A 25,742-nucleotide genomic window follows, 5' to 3' on the forward strand; every position below is an offset into this window, starting at 1 on the left:
TTACTTAAATGACTTAATTGGTAAGCGAAGAAATACTTTAGTATAAATACTCATCGCAAAAGTGACACGCTCCCAAAGACCACTGCCCCCGCCTGTTTCCGAAAGAGGCGTTCCTAGAGCAGTGACAATGCTGCTGTTGACTGGTGGAATACTATTGCTAGGACTGCTGATTTGGCAATTTATCAAGCCTAAATCACCTCGCGAACCTATCGCACAATCAACACCAAAAGAAAGCTCTTCTGGCACCATTAAAGATGAAAAACCGGAGTTGCTGGCTAAATTAGCTTACCAAGACCAACAAAAACTGTTAGCCGAAAAACCGCAAAAAACCGCAAAACCCAAAACAGAACCGTCGCCCAAACCGTCAAGAACCCCACGAAATCCGCGAACTCCGCGTCTAGTCGCTACCCGGAGCGCTGCACCGCCACCTACTCCTCTACGCGAACCCCTACCCGCACCCAGAACAGTAGTGCGGACGGTAACAGTACCCGCACCCATACCGCAAAGAACACTCGCGCCCCCACCAGCCCCCATACCCAAACCGTTAATACCCCCACCTTTAATTCCAACTCCAACAGAAGAAAAAATCGACCCGTTTGAGCGGTGGAACCAACTCGCCCAACTCGGACAAATTAGGGGAAATTTTGACCCTAACCGAATAGCGAATGCCGTGAGTGCAACACCAAGCACTCCAGCGACAACAAGTGCTACCGCCGCCGCTCTGACAAAGCCAGCTCCAACAACTGAATTCCTAACAGTCAATATCGGCAACCAAAAGTCGCAACCCTCATACGTTTCTTTCGAGCAAATCCCAGAAAAACTATATAGCCACCCAAATAACGCCAGCGGGGAAAGGCTACACCCGGAGTTTCCTTATGGAGGGGACAGCCTCGAAACCACCGACAACTCCCAAAACCCCACTAACCAATTAACTCCGGCTCCCCTTTCCCCCCAAATAAGTTCCGATTCTACTGATAACTCAATCGAGACTGCGACTCGACTCAGTGCTAGCCGAACGTCCTTGCCCGATACAGAATTTCAAACCTTTTCCCCAGAAACTGCTCCCAAGGCTTCTGCCTTAACAAATTCCCCAACCCTAGAACAAGTAAATTCCCCAGGGGCAAAAGGCATTCTCAACCGCACGCCTCAAACAGCTCAGGTTCCCCTTGGAACCACAGTCAACGGCGTAGTTTCGGTTCCCCTGTTGTGGGATGAAGGCTCAGGCAAACAGCTTTACGACAAATTTGCTGTCACCCTCACAGCCGATTTCACGGCAACTGACGGCTCTATTGCTTTTCCTGCCGGCACAGTTGTCATTGCCAAAGCCAACACCGTCAGCAAAACCAATCGCATGGTACAAGCTAGTGCTGTGGCGCTCGTCTACTCAGATAGAAACGGTCAGATTAAACAGCAGCCCATTCCAGAAGGCGCAATTTTGATTGCAGGAGAGGGCTCTGGGCCGCTGATTGCTTCAGGCTACTTCGACCCAGGTTCAGATATTGCCGGACAGGATATCCTTACCGCAGTGCTGTCGGGAGTTGGACGAGTCGGTCAAGTGTTCGCAGAGCCTAAAGTCAGAAGCTCTAGCAGTATTAGCGGTAGGTTTGGGAGCAGTACAACCACCGTTGAAAGTCGAGACCCCCAAATTTGGTCAGCCGTCCTCGATGGCTTCTTCAGCCCCCTAGCAAAACGGATGGAAAGCCGCTCAGATAGAGCAACTGAAGAACTTTTAAACCGCCCTAATGTAGCTGTGGTTAATAAAGGAACCCCGGTTTCTATTACTGTTAACAGCTTTCTCAACATTTACCGATAACCAAACCGTCGGTAAACGGTTAAGTCGCCCCAACGCGACTGCGGCGATTAGTAAAGGAAATCCCCGTTTCTACTGTCAACAATTTTCTCAACATCAACGAATAACTGCCATGACGAATCGCATCCAATCCCCAAGAATGCTTTCCCTCGGAGGGCTTTTGTTCACAGCAGTGTTCACTACTGCAAGCTACCCCGACTGTGCTTTTGCTCAATCAAGAGTAACAGGCTATCAAACTGTGGGTCGAGATATTGCCGTCAATAGTGCGATCGATATTTTAGTCTATCCCGGTCGCGCGAGTGCGATCGACTTCAGCTCAACCGACGAAGCTCTCGCCTACGTTTTAATTGCCGACCCCTCAAAAGTAGTTTTCAGCACCGACGCACAACTGGCAATCGGTCGAGCCAAAACTGTTTTCTTGCGTCCCATTCAAGCCCTCAATTTTCCGGGAGCTACCACAGCTACCATCACCAATATCTCAATCAAAACTGTAGATTCAAAAGGCAAACAGCGACTTTACAACTTCAACATCGTTCCTACCAACAAAGAACCAGAACACTTAGGAATTCGCATCGCTCCCGTCACCCCAAGAATGTCGCCGACTGTGAACGTTGATAGAGGTCGCGCACCCTGTGCATCAGATGTTGAAAAAGGATTGCTAATTGCCATCCAAAAAGGCTACACAGCAGCCAACGACCCAGTAGTCTACAGCGTGCGACAATTTTTAGCTCTAGTAAGAAACCACAATCTATCGGTGACTGATGCTGCTGCACGAGCCGGAGTAGACTTGTCTGTGATTGTCGAACTAGCCAAAATAGTTTTTGAAGAACCAAACTAGCGCTCACACAAACCTACTCATATCTAACTCATGTTAGACAGAGTTAGGCAAGTGCATTCGTTCCGGGGTCAAGCACAGAGCGGGATAAACGGCGAGCCATCAATTTAAAATCTCAAATCTCAAATCTCAAATTGTTCCAATTACCCATTACCCATTACCAGTCAAGAGTGGTTTTAAGCACGCAACTTGGGTTAGTTGAGATGCCAATCATCTCCTTAATACTGCCCGCGCTGAGTCAGGCAGGAACCAGTTTTCCTAACCGCTCGCTCTGAGAATTTATGGCTTTTGACTGATTCAGATTCGTTTGAAACTGCGCTACTAATAGGAATTAGTCAAGCAGCATAACGAGAGTGAGCGGGGATGGTGACCCAGAAGAGGAGAACTCTTCTACGGATGGTGTTACTCCCCTCTGAAGAAGAACGTTTTTTTCCTCATTCTCCACTCCTTTGTTCAACCAATGTTCCGCCCAAAAAGCTCTGTTCAAAAAAAGTCTGCTCTCCCGCTGCGCGTTGTGCTTACAGTCCCCAACGCTCTTTTGATTTCAATCTTACTAGCTCTAACGGGGTGGCTTTCTTTTCAAACAGGGCGACAGACAATGAATGACGTAGTTGCACACCTATTGGGAGAAGCAACGAGTCGCATCTGGGACCGCCTTGACAACTACTTAAAAGAAGGGGTTGTGAAAGGAGAAGGGACTTACAATCAAATTCCAATTGGTTCGGTAAACCAACTTTCCCCAAGTCAAACAGCCGGAGTCACAATCAAACCAAATGGGGAAAGAAATGGGTCAGACTCTCCAAAAACAATATTGCCTCAACAAAAAACAAATTCTGCTTTTCCCATCCCAACCTCAACATTCAACTTGCACGATTTCCTCATTAGCCCTAACTGTCAAGCCTTTATCTTAGACCGTTCGGGACGTTTAGTGGCTCGGAACGAGGTAACTGAACCAAAACCGTCTATTTCTGTTGACGGACTGCAGCGAGAAAGCACCCAAGCTCTGCAACAAAAAGTAATCCAGCTTTCAACAGAGTATTTGCTTAAATATTATGGCAACCTCGCTGCTATTAACAGCAGCCAAAATCTTAACTTTACTGCCAGCAACTCACTATACTTGCTACAAGTCAGACCTTTTAAAAACCCGAAAGGCTTAAATTGGCTGATTGTGGCAGTTGTACCCGAAACCGACTTCACCCAAAAAGTTCATGCCAACACCCGCAACACTATTTTGCTCGTGCTGCTGGCTTTGGTTCTTTCTATCTGCCTTTTGCTGTCCATTTCCCTAAGAATAGAACAGCGACTGCTGCGGTTAATTTCGGCAACAGAGGCGATAGCTGGTGGCGACTTCGACTCAACAGTTTCAGGTAGCGGTATTGCCGAACTCGAAGCCCTAGCCTGTGCTTTCGAGCGCATGAATTGCCAGTTAAAAGCATCTCGCAAGCGGTTAGAAGAATATTCTGGCGATTTAAAGCGGCAAGTTGCACAGAAAACAAAGGAACTAAAACAAGCTAAAATTGCCGCCGAAAGTGCCAATCGCGCTAAAAGTACCTTTCTGGCCAATATGAGCCACGAATTGAGAACGCCTCTGAATGCGATTATCGGCTTTGCCCACCTCCTTGTGAACTCTAAAAAAACTGCACCGGAACAGCAGTCGAGTTTAGATATTATCAATCGCAGTGGCGAGCATTTGTTGAAACTAATCAACGATATTTTGTCGCTGTCTAAGATTGAAGCTGGTCAAATTACCCTCGAAGAAACTGCTGTTGACTTGTACAGTTTGCTCTCGGACATAGAACGGATGTTCCAACTCAAAGCTCAGTCGTCGGGATTGCAACTTGTTTTTGAACTCCGGAAAGATGTACCGCAATACGTCCGAACTGATGAAAGCAAGCTGCGCCAAGTTTTGATTAATCTGTTGGGTAATGCTGTTAAATTTACTGAGGCGGGTAGGGTGAAGCTGACTGTAAAATGCCTTCAGTCTATGGCTAAAAAACCTTTACCCAAATTCTTTCTCCAATTCTCTGTGAAGGATACAGGCCCAGGCATTGCGCCTGATGAGGTTAGCCGTTTGTTTAAGCCGTTCGTGCAAGCTTCTGCTGGCAGAAAATCGCAAACGGGAACGGGTTTGGGATTGCCAATCAGTAACTCTTTTGTGAAGCTGATGGGTGGTGAAATTAAGGTCAAAAGTTCTGTGGGGAAAGGAACGGTTTTTAGTTTTTACGTTAAAGTCAGTCATGCAACTGAGAGCGAAATTTATGACAGATTGCCGCAAAAACGAGTGAAGGGGTTGGCACCCAACCAACAAATATATCGCATTCTGGTAGCGGATGATGAGTCGGCAAATCGGTTGTTGCTAACTCAGATATTGAAGTCGGCTGGCTTTCTGGTGTGGTTCGCGGATAACGGAATTAAGGCTGTTAAATTGTGGCGAAAGTACAAGCCGCATTTAATTTGGATGGATTTGAGGATGCCTGCTCTAGACGGCTTTCAAGCTGCTCAAAAAATTAGAACTCTGCCTAACGGTTCTAACACTAAAATTATTGCTTTGAGCGCTAATGCTTTTGTTAAAACCCAGGAACTCGCCATGTCGAACGGCTTCGATGACTTTGTTGCCAAACCGTTCCGAGAAACAGTAATTTTTGAGAAGATGGCGCTTCATTTGGGTGTTCGCTATATCTATGAAGAGGAGTCGCCGAGGAAGTCCGAACAGGATGAGCACGTTGTGCAACTGACTCCTGAGTCGCTGTCTGTGTTGCCGAGGGAGTCGATTGAGAAGCTTTATAAAGCAGCCGCTTGTGGAGACGAGCAAGCGGTAAGGCTGTTGATTGAGCGAATTCCCCTGTCGCAGAAGTCTCTTGCTGCGGCTTTGACTAAATTAGTTGACAATATGAGCTTAGATATTATCAGCGATTTAACTCAACACTACCTTTGAACGAACCCCACCCAAATCCAAGATTATGAGTAGGGACTGCGCTGAACATCTCTAGTTCAATGATAACTGCGATAGTTCAATGATAACTGCGATCGCAGTTAGTTATCAGACGCGGTTCTCAAAGTTCTTTCAAGGATTAGTTTACAATAAGCCGCAGTCCACTAATATTGTTTAATCAACACGTTGAGTGAGCGTGCTTAAAAATAGATGAGCAAAATTATTGCGCTGTTCAACCAGTCAGGCGGTGTCTCCAAAACCAGTTTGACAATGAATTTAGGCTACCATTTGGCGAAGCGTTCGCAAAAAGTCTTGTTAGTAGATATGGACCCCCAAGCCTCGCTTACCGCCTTCATGGGCTTGGAGCCATCTGAGTTACAGGAGACTGTCTACGAGTCTATTATGAACGGTTCTGACGCGGCGCTCCGCAAAAACCTTCACAACATGGACTTGCTCCCTTCTAATATTAATTTGAGCGGAGCAGAGCTGGAACTGGTGGTGGCTGACATGAGAGATAGTCGGCTAAAAGAAGTCATTGACCCCCTTAGCTCGCACTATGACTTCATATTGATAGACTGCCCTCCCTCGCTAGGCATCCTATCCTATATCAGCCTAGTTGCCTCCACTCACGTCTTAATTCCGATTCAGACTGAATATAAGGCTCTCAAGGGAACCGAATTGCTGTTGCAAACCATTGCTCGCGTCAGAAAACGCGCTAATCGGAAATTGCAGATTGCTGGAGTGATTCCGACGCTGTACGATACCCGTACTGTACAGGCCTTTCAAAGTTTGCAGTCAATTACTACTTCTCTGGAGAAGATTGGTGCGATTTACCCTGCCGTGCCTCGGACTGTCGCTTTCGCCGATGCGTCACAGCAACACGTACCTCTGGCCGTGTACAATCCAAAACATCCAGCCGTCGCCGTACTCGATACTATTGCACAAGGACTCTTAGCTCTGGCATGAATCAAAAGCGCGACAGTCAGCCTTATCAAATCAAAGGGGTTGAGGCTCTATTAGGAACCAGCAACAGCGAAGATGCCGCATCCTCCCTTGTCTCAATACACAAAATTGTCTTGCCCCAGCAGCAGCCACGCCGCTATTTCGATCCGACAGCCATGCAAGAACTGGTGGAGTCAGTCAAGCAGCTAGGAATTCTGCAACCGCTCCTGGTACGCCCCATAGATGGCAACAAGTACGAATTGGTGGCTGGAGAACGGCGCTATCGAGCCGCTTCGTCGTTAGGTTTGACTGAGATTCCTGTTGTGATTCGGGAACTGACAGACACAGAGGCTCTGCAAATTGCACTGCTGGAGAACTTGCAGCGGGAAGATTTGAATGCGATTGAGGAAACTGAGGGAATTCTGCAATTGCTGGCAATGAAATTGAACTCTACCTCCTCGTCAGTTATTGCTTTGCTCGGAGCGGCCGCGCACCCGGAACGCGCTGGTGTGGATAACGTTATCCACAGCTCGGAGTGGGAAATAGTAAGCGATATATTTGCACTCGTCGGGAAGTACACTCCAGAAAGTTTCCGAACCAATCGCCTCCCGTTGCTGAACCTGCCAGATGATGTGATTGGAGCGCTGCGGAAAGGACAGATTGAGTATACTAAAGCCAGAGCGATCGCCCGAGTTAAGGATAGCTCAGAGCGCTCCCAATTGTTAGAAGAGGCGATCGCTCTCGACCTCTCCCTGACCCAAATCAAACAGCGCATTGCCGATTTAAAAGCGAAAAGTACAGGGGAGGCGACTGCACCAAATCACTCACTTAAAAGTCGCGTAGATACAGCTTTGCAGCGAGTGAAAAAGTCTAAGGTTTGGGATGACCCCAAAAAGCAAAAGAAACTAGAGAAGCTGTTAGCTGAACTGGAAGCTTTGGTGGGTGAGGGATGGGAAAAATGAAGCTGATTTTAAAGTAAAACTACTTAAATTTACATTAATTTAAGCTGAGTGAACTACCTACACTGTATCGGCAGGAGCAGTGTAGGCTTCTGTTTTAGAAAAACTTCAAATGTTCTCTGTCCTTATTCGGCTGTACCTCATATCGGTTGAAAACAATTTCGGTTTTTCTCGCCTGAAAACAATTTCGGTTTTTCTCGCCTTAGATCCCGCCACTAATTCTGTATCCAGAATTAGTGGCGGGATCTAAGGCGTAATAGTTAAAAATCCGGCTTTGGGAAAAAATCTGTGCGACCTAAAAATAACGACAAAAAGCTAGTCTCATTAGTATGGTTTCTAGTCTCCCTGTTCATCTCTTCGTTTCTGAGTGCAGTTGGATTATTTCTCAGCCTCTGGGTCATCGTACCAGCGGTCACACTGTCCCTGTTTCCTTTGGCAGTGGGAGCGCCAGAAATTAGCCCTTGGCTTGTAGGTATTAATGCCTCGCCCGAATGCTAACCATCTTCAGACGACAACAAGGCTGGCTCTGCAACACATCCCTGGTGTGTAGCCTGCTTGCCCTGATACTCAGCCTAATCCCCCTGCTACAGTTCCCAGCAGCCAATACACGGATCGCGGTCAAAGTCCAAGCAGTTTTGGGGGCAGACTATTTGGCCACCGTTCCTCAAATTGAACAGGCACAACTACGCCCTCAACCGTTTATCCTAGCAGATGCCTTCCGGGGAATTCCCCTGCGGGAAGTTCGCATTCCTGAAGGCGTTGTAGTTGCTTTCCCCGGATGGAGTGAAACTGAAACTCAACCTTTACCGGCGGATGCAAATTGGTAGATATCCGGCGATCGTCATCCTCTAGAGAAGAGCTTGGCAAAGAGACAGTCCAAATAGTAATGAGGAATTTAGCCGCTACATGGCAGGGAGGGGCTATTGCGTAGTAGCAATAGATTACCACCACGCTCCCCAGTATCGGTTTCGGGTTCAGTTGGAGGACGTAGAAGCTGCTCTGTCATATATCAAAACCCATGCCGATTAGTGGTTCATTGATATTGACAGAATTGCTCTGATGGGAAGATCAGCCGGTGCCCGTTTAGCATCGCTTTATGCTTATCGTTCAACTACAGTTCCAGTTCGGGCAGTAGTGAATTATTACGGACCAAATGACCTGCTCCGGGGATATTATAACCCACCTTTTCCCGACCCCCTAAACGTCCGAGCTATTCTGCGAGCCTTTCTGGGAGGAACCCCCGACCAATTAAGAGAGCTTTACTTTACCTTCAAACTTCTCCCATCAATTATGTTAGACCCAACCTTCCCCCTTCTCTACTGGTTTATGCAGGTCGCGACCATATAGTTGAGGCCTAGTTTGGACGCTCTCTACGAACAATTACAAGCCACTGGAAACCGTGCGGTAATGGTCGAAATTCCTTGGGCTGAACACGCCTTTGATGCGGTTTTTAATGGTGTGAGCAATCAACTCGCTTTGTATTACACAGAACGCTTTTTGGCTCCTGCTCTGAAGTCTTCTAATTACCAACCAAAATAAAGAAAAATCCTCAAAAACGAGCCTGAAAACCTGCTCGACTTTAGTCCAGGGATCAAAGGCAGCAGGAGAGTTTAAATTATGGCTGCGTAAATTTTTAGCAGGGAGCTGATACGTAAATGAACACGTAACAGCCGTGAGGCTCCGAAAGCTTTATGTCCCCAGCTTCAAGACGCAACAAGAGACGCCAACTCCTACAACTGTACGGAAATCACTGCTACTGGTGCAACAAGTCCATGCAGAAATCTGAAAGAACCATCGAACACTTACAGCCTAAAAGTCGAGGCGGGTCTAACGCACTCTCCAACCTGCGTTTAGCCTGCTTCAGTTGCAATAATTCCCGTGGTAACAGCCTCTTGCCTCCTCCCGGCAAGAATTTACGCACACAAAGAGCTCAACCACATGAGAAAATAGCTTAGGATTTTCGCACGATCGCGAATTTTCATAGCTAATAAACAAACTAACTTGCTCCTCAAAAAAGTCGCATGGATGACCTAGATGGACGGTTAAGCGCTCTAATTGCACAGGTGCGCCAACACCCCGCCCCAAGCAAAAAATGGCGACCAGCCATGAACAAGCTGTTATTGCAAATTCAGCAACTACCAGGACTCAAAAAATCAGTCCATCAAGATTATCCTGAAGCCCTCAATCGTACTTTTGAATGGGTTAGTCGCGAGATTGCTAAATTTGAGCCGCGCCCGCCTTCTGTTTCAAAAAGTTTGGTTAACTGGATCAACGGCTACCTGAGTTGGCGAATTCAAGATTTGTACTCTCCTGACAAAGATGCTCCAATTAGTTTAGATGCACCGATCGCAGCAGATATTGGGAAAACAACTCGGCTCGAACTATTACCTGATTTTCCGCTCAGCGGGTTGGATGGCATGATTGAAAGTGTTCAGAAAGAAACCACTCAGCGAATAGGTCTCCAACTAGAACTTTACATAGAGCAAGATCCAGAAGGCAAGCTAAGAAATAGCTACCCTCGTTCTAACCCGGAGTGCAACTGCCAATTCCTCAGCATGAGAAGAGTATTAAAAGAACCTCCTGACAAGTTTCGAGACTTAGCCAAAGAGTTAAAGGTTAATTACACAACCCTGAATTCTCACTGGAACAGAAAATGCGAACCCTCGTTGCAAGAAATAGCCCGCACTCTAGGATATAAACAGGAACCACAACCATGAACATCGCAGAACTACCTCTGTTAACAGTACCAATAGAGTTAAAAGCTCACGAAATGGCGCGACAGTTGGCAGCCGTTCAAAGTACAGTCCAAAAAGGAAAACGAGTTTACTTGAATGCACTCGCAGTTTACGCAGTTCATAGCTATTTAAAATGGCTGCAAATAGAAACACATTTGGAAGGTTCTGATAGCTTCAATCCAGCAAAAACGACACTAGCTAATGTCGCTGACTTGGTAATTCCTGGCATTGGCTCCTTAGAATGCCGCCCAGTTTTACCTGGTGAAACAACCATCTTCTTACCCGAAGAAGTAATAGAGAATCGGATTGGATATGTAGGAGTACAGTTTAGCGATCGCCTTGACTCCGTGCAACTATTGGGATTTGCTCCAAGCTTAGATAGCTCAAATCCACCGCAACAACTCGCGGTAGCAGAACTGATGCCGATCGACGCTTTAATTGAACAGATTACTCGTTTAGAAGAAGCGATCGCCTTCTTAGAAACTGACGATCCAGTGGCGATACAGGTACGCTCCACGATCCAAACTCAATCGCAGAGCAATATTGTTGCCCAATTAGAGCGTATTTATCGAACTTGCGAAGAGTACGAGTGGCGGTACGCAGGGGGAGAGATGTTAGCTGGGAGTACCGCAGGAGGGGAATTTACTCGTGAAAGTGCCGATAGCGCCGACACTGATTTAGAAGATTTAGCCGAAGCACTGCTGGAGAAGTTAGCAGAAATATGGAGGGATGCTGCGTAATTTTGGAAGGGATAGCTGATGTGTATATGTAGTATCCCCTTCGTAACCTGTAAAGAATATGGCAAAAGGATTCGGCCCGAAGAAAGCTCCCCAAACGACAAAACGCCAGACAGCTTATTTCAAGCTGATTCAAGCGCTTCTCAAATGTCCTCGCGGTAAGGAACTCAAGATTTTAAGGAAGCACCCGGATTTGGTAGATGTTGGTTTGGTCGAAATGATGGAAATGGTAGCTACAATTCTGGTAGGACAGAGGGAGTTTTATAGTGCTGAATTTTTAATTGATTTGGCTGATTTTTTATACAGTTCTTACATAGAAACACATGGGTCGCCAGTAACAGGCTCTTTTGTTAAAGCTCCAGCTTTCTTGTGGGAAGTATTGCGGACAATTCTGCTAAACCCAAGTGACCAACAAACTGTTTACCAGCTTTTAGCAACTAACTCAGACGAACTGAATGAATATTTTTGGATGCAATTCTGTCTATGGATAGATTACACGCTCCTGAAGTGCGAGCCAAAAACAAAAAAAGGGATAGCATTAGGTATTGTGTATTTCAGCGAGATACTCTGGCTATTCCCACTGGGCAACAGAATAATTAATCTAGAAATTGCGATCGCAGGTTTTGAAGGATCTGCCAAAATTTTAACTCGTGAAATTTTACCCGAAATGTGGGTAAAAATCCAAAACGATTTAGCTCCAGTATACCGCCATCGAAGGTTGGGCGATCGCTCCGAAAACCTTGAAAAAGCCCTCACCGCTTGCACCAATGCTTTGCAAATTTCCACTCGCGATACTTCTCCCCAAGAGTGGGCGATGGTGCAAAATAACCTCGGTCTTGTTTACAGTGACCGAATCGTCGGAGATGAATCTGAGAATTTAGAAAAGGCCATCGCCTGTTTTGAAGGAGCCCTGCAAGTTGTTAGCCGCGATCGAGATCCTGAACTTTGGGGAAGACTGCAAAATAACCTCGCAGTTGCTTACACTCGCCGAGTAGAAGGTGATCGATCGCAAAATTTCGAGAAAGCGATCGCGTGTTATCAAGTTGCCTTAAAAGTTCGCACTGATGCCGATGGGGCTAGCAGTCAATGGCACCTCGGCACTGCTTATAGCCAAAGGATTTTAGGGGACAAAACGCAGAATCTGGAACGGGCGATCGCAGCCTACCAAGCAGCCTTACAAATTTATACTCCCGAAACCTATCCCGAAAGATGGGCTAATACCCAGTCAGATTTGGGCAAAGCTTACCGCAAACTGGCACAAATTGCTAATGCTTTAACCTGTTTTGAAGCGGCATTAACAATCTTTACCCCTGATTCGTTCCCTAGAGAGTGCATCAAAACCGGACTTGAGTTGGGCAAGCTGACATTGGCTGCTGGCAAAAAGGCAGAAGCTTTTCAATGTTTTGCGAGGGTTATTGAAGCTGTAGAGACGATCGCCCGCTGGGGTAATTCTGAATCTTTACATCAAGAAATTCCCGAAAAAAATTATGCTTACCTACAAATAGTAACGCTTTGCCTCGCCTGTGGAGAGCGCGAAAAAGCCAAAGAATATGCCGATCGCTCCGGCTCTCCTTTGATTGTAGACCTACTGCAAAATGTTCAAATCCAGCAAATAACTTCATTAGGGCAGTTTCTAGATAGAGCTCTGCAAACAGCTATCGAAAGCGAGACTAATCCGCAAGCCTTCTACCAACTTATCGAACAAAACCTAGAGCAACTGAACGACAGTTTAGTAGAAAGATTCAACGATCTAAAATTAATTTTATCAGAAAAGTTACTCTTATCTGAATTAGGACCAGCAGAAGAAATCAATCTAGCAGCGGCAATTCTCAAGTTTAGCAGCCTGATTCAACATTTTGATAAAGGCGATGAAGAGAACAACTGGAAGATTGCTAAGGCAGGCTATGAAGTTGCGGCCGCTGTTTTTACTCAAGAAAAATTTCCCGAACAGTGGGAGGCCATCCAACAGGAAACTCGCGAGCGTTTATTGTTTCAATTATTCAAAGCTCTTAACGAAAGTCAAAGAAATTTCCAAACAGTCGATCGATTGGCGGAAACAAACCCAGATAGACTCGACACCGTTGACAGATTGGTGGAAACAAAGGCAGCTCGATTCGAGAAGCATTTTTTCACGGGATTGCCAGAAGTTAACCTTGTGCTTGAAGCTAATCAAGCTCAACTCGACGAACACTTTATTAAGGTGTTGCGAGATAGGTCGTCTGCGATGCTATCTGAAGTGCAACCAGAAGAGAAAAAAGCACTCGCTTCTAGCATTATAGCTTTAAGCCTCTGCCTTCGTGAATTTAAACAAGGAAATCAAGCTAATAATTTAGAAATTGCAATTACAGGTTATGAAATTGCTGCTACAGTCTTAACCTACGAAGTTTTTCCAGAAGTGTGGGCACTTTGTCAGATGTTTTTTGGCAGTGCTTATTATCGCCGTTTTAAAGGCGATCACGCCGAAAATCAAGAACGATCGATCGCCTGCTGTCAAAATGCTCTACAAGTATATACCCGCGAATCCTTTCCAGAAATGTGGGCAGCAATTCAAAATACTTTGGCTCTTGCTTATGGCAACCGAATTCGCGGAGATAGATTAGAGAATGCAGAATTAGCAAGAACCGCTTGTTTGGCAGCAATGGAAGTTCACACCCGCGAAGCAAATCCGAAATCATGGGCTCAACTCCAAAACAATTTGGGTATTATTTACCGCGATCGCATCTGCGGCGACAAGGCGGAAAACTTGGAACAAGCGATCGCCTGTTATGAAAATGCCCTCTTATTCCGCACCCGCGAAGAATCCCCGGAACTTTGGGCGCAAACTCAAATGAATCTTGCCTCTGCTTACCGCCACCGACTTCATGGCGATCGGGTAGAAAATGTTGAGAAGGCGATCGCAGCTAATCTCGAAGCTTTGCAAGTTTACACTCAAGACATTTTTCCCGCAGATTGGGCAGGAGTGCAGACGAATCTGGGCAACGCTTACGTGGATCGACTTGAGGGCGATCGAAATGAGAATTTAGAAATGGCTATTGCCGCCCATCAAGCTGCTTTAAAAGTCTTTAACCCCGATGATTTTTCTAGAGAGTGGGCTATGACTCAAATGAATCTGGGTAAATGTTACTTAATGGTTGAATCACGCGAAAAAGCGATCGCATCTTATCAATCTGCTTTGAAAGTTTGCACGCCAACAGCTTTCCCATTTGAATGCCATAAAACTGGAGAAACCCTTGGAAAAATAGGATTTGTAATTAAAGATTGGCAGTTAGCCATTGAGGGATACGGTATCGCGATCGAAGCCGTAGAAACCAGCCGTACTTGGGCAACTTCTGAATTTCGCCGCCAAGAAATTTTGGGAGAGGCGATCGACATTTATGCAAACATCGTGCAAGCTTGCATCAATAACAAGCAGTTAGATAAAGCTGTTGAATATGTAGAGCGATCGCGCTCTAAACGCCTCGTAGACTTAATGGCAAGCAATGACCTCTATTCAAGTGCAGAAATTCCTGCTGAAATTCAACAGTATTTACAGGATTTTGAACAGCTACAGCAGCAAATTGACAAGGAACGAGGGCGCAATCAACCTAGCAACGACTTTGATAATAGCAAACTTGATAACAGCCGTGCAGCACTAGCAGCTTACAATCAAACAATAGCTTATCTGGAAGCTGAAAAACTCCAAATTTGGGAACAACTTCGCCGTTTAGATCCGGTGCTTGCGGGTCAAATTCGAGTCAATCCTCTCGAATTCCCATCCATCCAGAAGCTGATCGACAAACCTACTACTGCCATTCTGAGCTTTTACACCACTGCTAGCGACACCTTGATATTTGTGGTGCGGCAAAATGAGATTACCCTACACAATTGCACCGATTTAGGATTGGATGCTTTGCACGGATGGATTTTCCAAAATTGGTTAGAAAAATATGTTGAGGATAATAAATCTTGGAAAAAAGAGTTAGTTGGGATGCTAACTGAACTGGCAAAAGAGTTAAATTTGAACGATCTAATCTTATGGCATTTAGACGGAATTTCTGAACTGATTATAGTTCCTCATGATGCCCTTCATCACATCCCTTTCGCTGCACTACCCATCGGAGACAACCGATATTTAGGAGAAAAATTTCTCATTCGTTACGCACCTAGTTGTCAAGTCCTAGAATTCTGCCAGCAGCGTCCTTCCCCCGGCAATAACCTAAACTGTGGCACTATTGAAGATGCGACGGACGACTTGCCTTGCGCCAGCTTTGAAGGAGAGCAACTAGCAGTCCTTTATAATATCCCAGACAATCAACGCTTAAAAGGTTGCCGTCAAGCTACAGTTAGTAACTATCGAGAACTGGCGCAAACCGTCCAAATCCTCCATTCTAGCCACCACGCCCAGTCGCGCTTTGACAATCCCTTAGAATCGACATTAATTTTAGGAGATGGCTGCATTACTTTAGGTCAGCTAATGACTCCCGCATGGCGTCTCCCTCAGTTGTCAGATGTATTTCTTTCCTGCTGCGAAACAGGATTGGGATTGACTGAAATTACTGGCGATATCCTTACTTTTTCAACTGCTTTTTTGTCGGCGGGAGCCAGAAGTGTTATCAGTACGCTTTGGGCTGTCGATGATTTAGCTACAGCACTTTTCTCGATCTTTTACTATCAAGAGTGGCAGCAGGGAAAGAATCGCCCAGAAGCTATGAGACAAGCTCAAGTTAAGTTGCGAGAGCTTACGGGCAATACCTTAGCTGCTATTTATAAACCCCAGCTCACAGAACTTTTGAAACAGAAACTTAAAGAAACCGACGCGCTCCGCAAAAGATCCCAGGCAGAACGAAAGGCTTGCTCCTCCGGTTCCTCCGACTATCAGCAATGGGATGAAGAATACAAAAAGTATGATAATATTGGTAAACAAATTTATCTATCTCGCAATAATTTAGAGAAATCTTGTCAAGAATTAAAGCCTTTCTCTCACCCTTTTTACTGGGCTGCTTTTACCTGCACTGGGATTCGGTAAAATAGACTATTAAAGAGGAATTTAGCAACACCTGAATAAACCAGTATAGCAGTTCGAGCATTAGTTAGGAAAGTTCAACTAATTCCGCAGGAGCCTCACGTTTCACCGCAACGGGAGAGTGTGAGAGGAATGGGGGTAAAAGTTGGGGGTTCGATACCAGGTGCAGATTTGGGTTCGACTGCTTTAACAGTAGTGAGAGGAATGGGGATAAAAGTTGGGGGTTCGATACCCCCAACTTTTACAATTTCTTGGCTAGTATTCGCAGATAATCTCGCTCACAAATCATTTTGAGTCCTAAATACTGTATCGCAGTATTTCAACCATATTTCCTTGGACTAGGAGTGTGAGACGTGAGTTAACAGTTTCGGTAAGTTTCCCCATAGTCTTGTATTCGATTATTATCCGAACATATAAATCTAAACTTAGCGCACTAAACTAGCCAGGAGTCCCGACGCTTCCCGCTGCAAACTCTGGCGATTATCATCGTAGCAATTAAGGACGTTCGAGCTGGTATGGCGGCTCAACTTCTGCGCCATTCGCGTATTACCGTTGCTTGCATCTAACAGCGTCGTAATTGCAGCGTGGCGTATTCTGTGCGGGCTGATTCTTTTAGGAATTCCCGCAGCGGAGCAAGTTGAGAAAACAAGCTTGTAAATAGCGTACCCGCTCAACCTCAACCCGTATTCCCGCTTTGTCAAAGCGATAAATAAAGGCTCTTGGGGCATTGCAGCTCCCCGCACGCTCAGCCAATCAGAAATCGCATCTGCCGTCGCGTTGTGCAAGTCAATTAGCTGCGCTTGAGTTCCCCTACCTTTGCCGTAAATATTCAAAGTTCGGGCTAGCGGGTCAAAGTCGCCTATATTGGCTCCGCCGATTTCCCCCCGGCGCAACGCATTGTCCCACAGCAGCCGGAGAACTGCATAGTCGCGCTTTCCCTGGGGTGTACTCCGGTCAGGAATGGACAACACCGACTGCATCGCCGCCACATTCTCAGAAGCAACTCGGCCAAACCCTGTAGTATCCCGGTAAGGAACCACCTTCTCTCCTTCAACATCTACCAAACTCCACTCGCACTCGCCCACCTTCCGAGCAAAATTCACCAAACTTTTGATAGCCGCCAGCCGCCGATTAATCGTCGCTTCCTTAAGTCCCTTGTCGATTAGTTTGGCTTTATACTTGAGAACCACCGCGACAGCGGCGAAGCGGTTCAGCCGTAGGAACTCGCGTACCAATGCCGGGTGCGGTTCCTGCCCCGCCATTGTCGCAAAGAAATCGTACAAGTCTTTCTCATAAGCACGCCTAGTGTTGACAGAGCGCTTGGCAGCTAACAGCTCTGCCACTAGGTCCCGCGTCGAAGCTATTTCTCCAAAGGAATTAGCAGCGTGTTCTAAGTCCATAGCCGGTCTGATAATTTGATTTTCCAGACCAGATTACCCTCATTAGGGGTGCAAAAAGATGGATAATTTACCAGTCCGTTCGGCGAGCGTACTAATGATGAGCGGCGGGCTCCAAAACCTTGCAGGCGCAGCGGCGATCGCTGCAATTGAGTGAACGAGCATAAATTTTGATGGTCAAACAATTAAAGCTGCCTCTTGGGGAAGTTCTGCCGCTAGCGCCGCCCCCTGTCTCTCAAGAGGGCAACAGCACCTTTTCAACCTTTACAGACAACATCAAGTTGCCCGTTCACCGCTGGTGCCAGATGAGCGTGCGGGTTTCTCGGCCTCTTGGGTCGAAACCGTTATTGCTAGAGCCTTGGAACGGGGGAGTGCGACTGTCTTCGATCCATTTGCCGGTGCGGGGACGACGCTGCTTGCTGCTGAGAAAATGGGGGTTGAATGCTTGGGAGTAGAAGCTCATCCCTTCGTTGCTAGGATTGCTTCAGCCAAGTTGTTATATCGAACTGACCCCGCTCTTTATTTAGAGCATATAAGAAAGGTCAAAATACGTGCCGAAAATTTGTCGGGCTGTGTAGATAATTATCCGGCTTTGATTCGTTCTTGTTTAAGCGATCGCTCCCTTGAAGGCTTAAATCGATTGTGGCAGGCTTGGAAACAATTAGCTGACGATTCTCCTCAATCCGAGTTGGTATGGCTGACAATTATAGCCATTCTCTGCCATGTTTCCTGCGTTGGAACTGCCCCTTGGCAGTACATCTTACCAAACCAAACCAAAAAATCTGTATTGTCGCCGATGTCAGCTTTTGAGCTAATGGTTCAAACCCAGGTTCAAGACATGAGAATTGCAGGAAAAACAGCAGCTAATACTGCAAAGAGCGTTCGCTCTGATGCTCGGACTTGTCTTGGCGTACCGGATGATTTTGCTGATTTAATCATTACCTCGCCGCCCTATGCTAATAACTATGACTATGCCGATGCTACGCGCTTAGAGATGTGCTTTGCAGGAGAAATTAGTGGAAAAACCGGAAGCATAACGTCCCTCTGTGCGAAGGCTGTTTGTGGGTTAGGGGATGATCGAGATTTGACAATAGCTTGTATCAACAGTTCTTAGTTTCGGGCAGAAATTAACAGCGATAAAGCAGGAAATTATTACTGGAAAATGTTAAAATAATAGCGTTATGGTAAACTGTAGTAACGAGCGAACTGGGACAGTATATGGGAGAGCTTTCGATCGTGAAGTTAGTGGAAAAACACATTATTTTTCGCCACCACTGGAACGCAAATGCTTTGGGGATACAGGGCCTGGTAGTACGGAAAGTTCGGGTTACTCCTTACAAAAAGGTTCGAGAAAGCAAGTGAGATATTTGTCTATCAAACCTGTAACTATTATTAGCATTAAGAGGCTAGGCTATGGAGTTATCTACTACCACCACCACCACGATAGATGGCGAGCGCATTCAAGAGTACGCCAAGAAGCTACGCCAGAGTAATTTTTTAGAAACTTTGGCCTTGAATGTAGCAATGGGGATTCATGCCGAAATTACTAAAAGGGATGAAACATTAGAAGGCTTTAGTCCTAAGTGTGTTGATGAACTCGAAAAATTTCTCAAAGAGCAGATAGTTGATGATGCTTTCTACTTGACAAAAGCAGAGGAAATATTAAATCATCTGACCCTCTGGCTTCAGGCAGGTAGAACCGAGGAAAATTTATGGAAAAACGTGGCACTTGATTCAGCTTTAATTTTTCTAGAGCCACTCGATTTATCCAATCGGACACTAGATGAGTTAACCGCTATGCTGGGGCTGGCTTCAAAAACAGTTCCCGCAACCGAACCCCAGCTATTTATCAGCACCACAATCACTCAAATACTCACCTCAGCCCCTCCTAGAACGGCTTGCAAGTCCTTATTACGAATTTGGGATTGGCAAGAAGATACCCATAAAAATGTGTTTTTTCGAGATAATTACAGCACGGGTTTTGTTAAGTTAGCCTTAAAGGATAAAGACCCAGTTACTAAAGAATATTTTTACTTTACAGGCAAGGCAGCCTGGGGAATTATTGAGGAATTTGGCAATTTGGGGAAAGATACTGCCAAACTCCACTGTTTACTATCTGCCTATGTTTTTCAACAGGCTGTGCCTTGGAGAACTGAAATTAAGCTAGCTGGAACTGGGAAAAATGGCGGCACTAACCTCATAGACTTAATGGGTTGGGGTGAGCGTAAAGATATGACCACTTCCCAGAAGTTACTCAGGATAGAGCAATGCCTGAAGCTTCTGAGAAAGCTGGACGCTACCATTAAATGGAATATCGGGAAGCTAGGATGCGATATGAATTCCCTCATTTGGGACGTTGCTGTGGAGCGCTACGGGCAGCGTAACATTTTCACAGATGAAATTGATGAACCAACAGAAATAGTAGCCTTCATTCGGGCGGGTAGATGGGCTGAGTTTTTCTTTAATAAACCTGGCAAGAATGCCAGACCTCCAGTTGCCTTATATGAGTTTGGTTGGATTTCAGAAGCGACGCTCAAAATGAACCCGTATCATGATGAGCTAGCATTCTTAATTGCCATCAATATAACAACAGAAAGCGCCATTCATACAAATGGAAAATACACGGTTAAGACCGTGCTAGAGATGGTGATGCCGAAAAATGAGATTGAATTAGCCCGTAAGGATCATCGCTACGCTGGTAAGCTGAAGCAACGTTGGGATAAAGCCTTAATGCAGCTAGCTGAGTTAGATTGGCAGATTATATATGACTCTGAAACCTACCCAGAATGGTTGCGTCCTGGAAGTACAACAGGTAAACCCAAAGATTGCAAAAAAAGAATTATTGATTTACTGCTAGAAGCTGGCGTCACCATCAAGCCTCCCGGTAAAATTCCTGCCTTGATAGCTGCTAAAAAATCAGCATCTTTGCCCCGGAAACGGAAATCAGCATTTGCTGCCCCGTTAGAGTGGGAACCGATACAGAAGGCTTGTGAAGCAAAGGATTGGACGAAGCAAAGAGTCATCGCCGAAAAGCTGGGCATATCTCAGCAGCTAGTCTCACAGCTTCAGCGCGGCAAGCCAATTAGCCCCAAAACCGCCGCCCACCTCAAAAAAATCTTGCCTAAAGTGCTACCAGAATTGTCAATCTAGCTTCCCGTCCCCTTGACCCCAACTCCAGCCCCAAGCGTAGTAAGGCTGGAGTTTTGCGTAGTAAGGCAAAAATGACCTCAAAATCACCTTCAAACTTTTACCAGGTAAGGCTTATGACTTTACTACGGACACACCCGGATCTAGTGACAAAAACACCCGGATCTGGTGACAAAAACTCCCGGATCTGGTGACAACTCAATTTTGAAACTCTTGACTAGCAAGCATTTCAGAACCTTACTACGCGCGGATTAACTATTAATTAATTATCTTTGATCGGCGTGCAAGCAGCGATTTTCAGAACATGAGACAAAGGGATGTTCCCCACTCAAGGAATAGCCCGGTGAAGATTTATCGAGATAGCACAGGCATTGACCTTCAAAATCAGTCCTCACAGAGACTCATAGTCCACTTAACCCCATCTGACCCGTTCATGAGGCGCTCTGGCGGTAGCCAGATTCGGGTGCAACTTGGAGTGCCTTTCGCATTGCTACTAGGCCAGAAGGTCAACACAGCCAACATGGGGGTGCGTTATGGTCTTGTCTAAGTCCGCCCTCACTGAATGGCAAGAAAGCGGCGTAGACTCCGCCATCTTCGCCCTCAACGTGCAAACTCTTAGTGGCGACGCCCCCTACGCCTACCTCCTCTACGAAATTAACGCCGCCTCCGGCAGAGTCCACCCCGACGCACAATGGCGGTGGGCCAGAAAACACTACAGCCACATCGAGCACGGTGGTTGGTGGTGTTCGGGCCTTGACCCCCTCAACAACTGGCAGCCCATGTATTGGGGCTGCTTCAAACCCTATCAGCCCCGAAATGCCTTTGACCCAAACGGTAAAACCAAGCCCGTAAAATACGAACACCCCCCCAAAACCCCCACCAGAGCCTTCTTCCTGCAAGTCCCAGACCACATCTGGGCAAAAGTTGCAGAACGCCACGGCGTCCCCATCAACCCTGAAAACCCAGAGGACTTAGAGATGGGGAACACAGGAACGGGGGAGACGGGAGACGAAAATCTCCCCTCTGCCCCTGTGCCCCTCCCCGGCGTCACGAACCCGCCTCAATTCTGGGAATGGGTTTGGCTCAACAACATCCCCGTCACCATCGTCGAAGGCGTAAAAAAAGCCGCCTGCCTGCTCACAATGGGCTACGCGGCCATTGCCCTCCCCGGCGTCACAATGGGTGTCAGAACCAAGAACGCGCTAGGGGAGAAGTGCAACCCCTATCTCATCCCCGAACTCCAACACTTCGCCACCCCAGGGCGGGAAATCTACATCGGCTTTGATCGCGACAGCAAGCACTCTACCGTCCTCAACGTCAACCGCGAGATTGACAAACTCGGCCGCCTGTTCACCACCGCCAAATGCTCCGTCAGCGTCATCACTCTGCCAGGACCGGAGAAAGGCATCGACGATTTCGTGGTAGCCAGAGGCGAGGATGCGCTCATTGCCCTCAAAAACGCAGCACGAGGCTTCCAATTTTGGCAGGATAGGGAATCATGGCTTTTAACCTATCCCGCGTCTTTAACGCTAAATTCTCGCTATCTGGGAGAACTCCCCTATCCAGAGGCCGGCTTAGCCTGCATAAAATCCCCCAAAGGCACCGGCAAAACCCGCTCCCTCGCCCACCTGGTTTCCCACGCCCTCAACACGGGCGAACGCCGCGTGCTAGTCATCACCCACAGGATTCAGCTCGGCCGCGCCATCTGCGCCGGGTTGGGAATCAACTACATCGACGAAACCAAGAACTCGCCGGAAGGCAAATTATTTGGGTACGGCTTGTGTGTAGACAGCCTCCACCCCCACTCAATGGCCCGTTTCAACCCCGAAAACTGGTCTGGGGCGATCGTCCTCATTGATGAGTGCGAACAAGTCATCTGGCACGCCTTGAACTCCAGCACCTGCCGCGAAAACCGCGTCGCCATCTTGCAAACCCTGCAAGAACTCATTCGCACCGTCTTAACCACCGGCGGCTTAATCGTTGCCCAGGATGCTGATTTATCTGATTGCGCGATCGACTACTTGAAGGCGCTTGCTGGCATCCCTCTCGAACCTTGGATTGCCGTCAACGAATGGAAACCTAAAAAAGAGCGGGACGCGATCTTCTACGCCACTCAAAGTCCCGCACCACTATTCGCTCAAATGGAGCAAATTCTGTCGCGAGAAGTCACCGGCTGCGACCTTGAAAGTCGCGCCCTCTGCTGCCCGATCGATCGAAACAGGCGCCACATTATGGTTGTTGAAGACTCCCAAAAAGTCAAAGGAAAATGGTCATGTCGCAATCTAGAAACACAACTGCAAAAACGATTTCCCAACAAGCGCATTCTCAGGATTGATAGCGAGTCAGTAGCCGACCCCAACCACCCTGCTTGTGGCTGCGTTGAGAAACTTAATGCCACCATTCAAAACTACGACATCATCATCGCTAGCCCCACCATTGGCACAGGAGTTAGCATCGACATTCGCGGTTATTTTACAGCCGTATTCGGCATTTTCAAAGGAGCAATTGCCGTCAACGATGCCTTGCAAGGTCTCGCTCGCGTCAGGGATGAAAATGTTCCAATCTTTGTTTGGACAGCGCCCTTTGGCATTGGCAAAATTGGCAACGGCAGCGCTTCTTACCGAGCTCTCCTCGCTTCCCAGCAGAAGGTTATCAAAACCAATATTCGCTTGCTGCAAGGAGTTGACTTCGACATCGACGCGGCCCACGACCCGGTTCACCTGAGAACTTGGGCAAAAATGGCTGCTAGAATTAATGCCGGAATGTGGCATTACAGGGAGGCGATTAGGTACAGCCTAAAAGCTGAAGGGTTTCAGGTAGAACTGTGCCGAGAAAATCAGCTAGAACAACTCCTTTTAGAGGGATTAGCGCAGCAAATAGCAGCCAGCGCGGTCAAAAACTGGAAGCTCTTGCAGCAGCTTGTCCGGGAGGTTGATGCTCGGTTAAATGAATTAACTCTCCGAAATGTTGGAGCTGCTCTGGTTAAGGAAGAGGCTGAGTCAATTCAGCAAGAGAACCGCAGGGTAGAAGCGGATGCTGTTGCTGGTGCTCCTGATATTACTCTGTCTGAGTATCTGAAGTTGAAGGACAAGCGCTCCAAGACAAACGGCGAACTCAATCAAGAGCGCAAGTACCAACTGCAAGAGACTTATGGTGTGTCGGTGACGCCCGAGCTGAAATTGAAGGACGACGACGGCTGGCTGCCTCAAATTCGCCTGCATTACTATTTGACCCATGACCCAGAGTTTGTCAGGAAACGAGATAAAAATCACTTGGCAGGCCATCAAGAAAGGGGTCAAGGGAAGGTTTGCCCGCAAGATTTGCGCTTCCTGAAAGCTTCTGTGGAAGCTCTCAAAAAGTTGGGGCTGATGGAATTCTTTGACTCAGACAGGGAGTATCGAGGGACTGACCCGGAGGTGATAGCCTTTGCTCAAAGGGTTAAGCAGTATTCTGCGGACGTGAAAGATTTTCTGGGTATCAACGTCCACCCTAATGCCCACCCAATGGAGGTGGTTCAGTACGTTTTGAAGGGGAAGCTGGGCTTTACCCTGCGACTGGTTCGCCAAGAAAGGTCGGAGGAACGAGATGCTTTGGGCAAGTCCAAGCGCATTCGAGTTTACCAGTTCCATTTCCCCAACGACGGCAGGTCGGCGATTTTTGCAGCTTGGCAGCAGCGGGATGAGAAGGCTATCTCTTTGGCAGAATCCGTGGCTCCATGTTTGGAAGGGGTTCCTGGCGGCACAGGGTCGGATAAAGATATGAAGATATCGGGGGGTGTGCCACCAATTGATGAAGCTGCGAACGCAGGACACTCATTGAAGGTGGGCGCGTTTGTGCGGTTTGTTGGTGAGGTTCAAAAATATGTGGTTAAAGCTGTCTCAGGCGCTCGAGTGATGGTGGAATCGTTGCTTTCGGGTGCGATCGTCCACACTTGCGATCGCCGCTTGGAGCTGGCGGATGGAGGAGCGACGTGAGAACGCTGCCAAAAAGTGTGATTCGTTTAGTCCCAGCGTGACCTGAAAAGGATTGTCTGTTCCGCAGAGCCTACTCTGCTAAGGACTTCACAGCCTTTACCCTCATGTAAAAGACTCATCTGAGTCCGGCCGCGTCTCAGTATAGTATTAGACGCTCGCGGCGCCGGCTCGCCGAAAAAATACTTTTCAAACGCGATCTCGACGGGAACTCGCGGATGGAACGATCGCGCTCACCTATGCGTGCGGTCTCAGACTATATTGCCTCGAAAGACCGCAATACCCCTATCGCAGGAGTTCTGTGGGGGGCGCAGTTGGCGCTCTTCAAAGCAAGTAATGCTGCGAGCGATCGCCAATAAACATATCTCAAGCCAATAAATAATAACTCCGACAGGTATCCGGTAAAAACTTGAAAGATTCCAATCCCTCACAAGTTAAATTAGAGATTTGTGTGATAGAGGATATCGTCTTTCCAAACGCTTCATCTCTGTTGGCATATCTGTCAGTTGTCGCGCGCTCAGCAATCGATGCTACCTAGCCTCCCATCATATCTTTGAAGTGCGTTAATATCAGACGATTGTGCTTGCATCCGCTTGCAATTAATGCAGGCTCTAATATTAGAGATTTTAATTGATTGATTTAAAGAAATGTCGCTCTGCAATTTCTCTATCGAGAAATTGGTCTGAAAATTTATCAAAACAAATCAGGTGCAATAGATGCACAGTTAACAACTCATGTCAATCCCAAAAGGAAAGCGAGATTTGATTTCAATTTTGCCACTAAAACATTTGAAGGATATGCCGCCTGCAATTGAATTGCCTGCCAACTTTGCCAAAATTCATCCCCCGCGCTTTAACTGTGGCGAAATGGTGCGCTGGACGGGTGTTAGCGAAGAAGCTGACAGAGGAATGGTTATCGGCAAATTTTACAACTACGAACAATGTCAATGCTGTTGGATGTGGTGTTACATCATTTGCCTTGCTCCTGATTCCAAAAGTGCAACCTGGTGTCAGTTTGATACTGCCTGGGAGGAAGATTTGGAGAAGTTTGAGGATGATAAAAAAGCAGCAGAATCTGACCGATAGAGAACGCAATTTGATTGCAGTTTACAGTCAATGCCAATTGCGAATGACACCGAGGCAGTTTTATGCAAAGTGGGGAGGGGAGCGTGTCACTTTTGCAATAAGTATAAATGCTTAAAAAAGCAGAATAGTAGCTTTGAGCTATTGTTGAGCAAAATAGGCGAAAATAGTAATGATGTCTTAATTAGTGGCT

16 protein-coding genes and 1 pseudogene are annotated in these 25,742 nt (G+C 46.9%); 16 read left to right on the plus strand and 1 reads right to left on the minus strand.

What is annotated here, in order from left to right; all coding sequences use genetic code 11:
- Positions 1-61 precede the first annotated feature (61 nt).
- From QUA62_RS26105 to QUA62_RS26160, 12 genes and pseudogenes are all read left to right on the plus strand, one after another.
- Positions 62-1,813 carry a hypothetical protein gene (locus tag QUA62_RS26105; protein ID WP_333407676.1) on the plus strand — a complete coding sequence of 584 codons (1,752 nt, stop codon included), beginning with the start codon at positions 62-64 and terminating at the stop codon, positions 1,811-1,813.
- A gap of 109 nt (positions 1,814-1,922) precedes the next feature.
- Positions 1,923-2,648, plus strand: coding sequence for a hypothetical protein (locus QUA62_RS26110; protein ID WP_333407678.1), 726 nt, complete (start codon positions 1,923-1,925; stop codon positions 2,646-2,648).
- A gap of 595 nt (positions 2,649-3,243) precedes the next feature.
- Positions 3,244-5,580, plus strand: coding sequence for an ATP-binding protein (locus tag QUA62_RS26115; RefSeq protein ID WP_333407680.1), 2,337 nt, complete (start codon positions 3,244-3,246; stop codon positions 5,578-5,580).
- A 207-nt stretch (positions 5,581-5,787) separates the two neighbouring features.
- A complete protein-coding gene (locus QUA62_RS26120; protein ID WP_194060218.1) occupies positions 5,788-6,543 on the plus strand; it encodes a ParA family protein in 756 nt (251 codons plus the stop codon).
- Complete coding sequence (locus tag QUA62_RS26125) at positions 6,540-7,481, plus strand: ParB/RepB/Spo0J family partition protein (protein WP_333407683.1); 942 nt, start codon at positions 6,540-6,542, stop codon at positions 7,479-7,481. Before QUA62_RS26120 ends, QUA62_RS26125 begins: the two co-directional genes overlap by 4 nt.
- 539 nt (positions 7,482-8,020) lie before the next feature.
- Positions 8,021-8,305: a hypothetical protein gene (locus QUA62_RS26130; protein ID WP_333407685.1), complete on the plus strand. Its 285-nt coding sequence runs from the start codon at positions 8,021-8,023 to the stop codon at positions 8,303-8,305.
- A 43-nt stretch (positions 8,306-8,348) separates the two neighbouring features.
- Positions 8,349-8,825, plus strand: a pseudogene (locus tag QUA62_RS26135) (alpha/beta hydrolase fold domain-containing protein); the annotation flags it as partial.
- A gap of 12 nt (positions 8,826-8,837) precedes the next feature.
- On the plus strand, positions 8,838-9,017 hold the full coding sequence (locus tag QUA62_RS26140; RefSeq protein ID WP_333230114.1) for a hypothetical protein: 180 nt from the start codon (positions 8,838-8,840) through the stop codon (positions 9,015-9,017).
- 152 nt (positions 9,018-9,169) lie between these two features.
- On the plus strand, positions 9,170-9,433 hold the full coding sequence (locus QUA62_RS26145; protein WP_333407687.1) for an HNH endonuclease: 264 nt from the start codon (positions 9,170-9,172) through the stop codon (positions 9,431-9,433).
- Positions 9,434-9,499: 66 nt separating this feature from the next.
- Positions 9,500-10,195: a hypothetical protein gene (locus QUA62_RS26150; RefSeq protein WP_194060221.1), complete on the plus strand. Its 696-nt coding sequence runs from the start codon at positions 9,500-9,502 to the stop codon at positions 10,193-10,195.
- On the plus strand, positions 10,192-10,953 hold the full coding sequence (locus tag QUA62_RS26155) for a DUF1822 family protein (RefSeq protein ID WP_194060222.1): 762 nt from the start codon (positions 10,192-10,194) through the stop codon (positions 10,951-10,953). Before QUA62_RS26150 ends, QUA62_RS26155 begins: the two co-directional genes overlap by 4 nt.
- 58 nt (positions 10,954-11,011) lie before the next feature.
- Positions 11,012-15,955: a CHAT domain-containing tetratricopeptide repeat protein gene (locus QUA62_RS26160; protein ID WP_333407689.1), complete on the plus strand. Its 4,944-nt coding sequence runs from the start codon at positions 11,012-11,014 to the stop codon at positions 15,953-15,955.
- A 422-nt stretch (positions 15,956-16,377) separates the two neighbouring features.
- On the opposite strand, the gene QUA62_RS26165 is transcribed toward QUA62_RS26160, so the two are convergent.
- Positions 16,378-17,352, minus strand: a complete 975-nt coding sequence (locus QUA62_RS26165) for a tyrosine-type recombinase/integrase (RefSeq protein WP_333407691.1) — start codon at positions 17,350-17,352, stop codon at positions 16,378-16,380.
- A gap of 295 nt (positions 17,353-17,647) precedes the next feature.
- Between QUA62_RS26165 and QUA62_RS26170 the strand changes: the two genes are divergently transcribed.
- The 4 genes from QUA62_RS26170 to QUA62_RS26185 all read left to right on the plus strand — a co-directional run bounded on the left by QUA62_RS26170 (position 17,648) and on the right by QUA62_RS26185 (position 25,552).
- Positions 17,648-18,463 (plus strand): DNA methyltransferase, encoded by an 816-nt coding sequence (locus QUA62_RS26170; protein WP_333407693.1) that lies wholly within the window; start codon positions 17,648-17,650, stop codon positions 18,461-18,463.
- Positions 18,464-18,762: 299 nt separating this feature from the next.
- Positions 18,763-20,499: a helix-turn-helix transcriptional regulator gene (locus QUA62_RS26175; RefSeq protein ID WP_333407695.1), complete on the plus strand. Its 1,737-nt coding sequence runs from the start codon at positions 18,763-18,765 to the stop codon at positions 20,497-20,499.
- Between the two features lie 530 nt (positions 20,500-21,029).
- The gene (locus QUA62_RS26180) at positions 21,030-24,470 is read left to right on the plus strand and encodes a plasmid replication protein, CyRepA1 family (RefSeq protein WP_333407697.1); all 3,441 of its coding nucleotides are present in this window, start codon (positions 21,030-21,032) and stop codon (positions 24,468-24,470) included.
- Between the two features lie 731 nt (positions 24,471-25,201).
- Positions 25,202-25,552 carry a hypothetical protein gene (locus tag QUA62_RS26185; protein ID WP_333407699.1) on the plus strand — a complete coding sequence of 117 codons (351 nt, stop codon included), beginning with the start codon at positions 25,202-25,204 and terminating at the stop codon, positions 25,550-25,552.
- The last annotated feature ends 190 nt before the right edge of the window (positions 25,553-25,742 follow it).

The organism is Microcoleus sp. MON1_C1, assembly GCF_036701945.1.
Lineage (GTDB): Bacteria > Cyanobacteriota > Cyanobacteriia > Cyanobacteriales > Microcoleaceae > Microcoleus.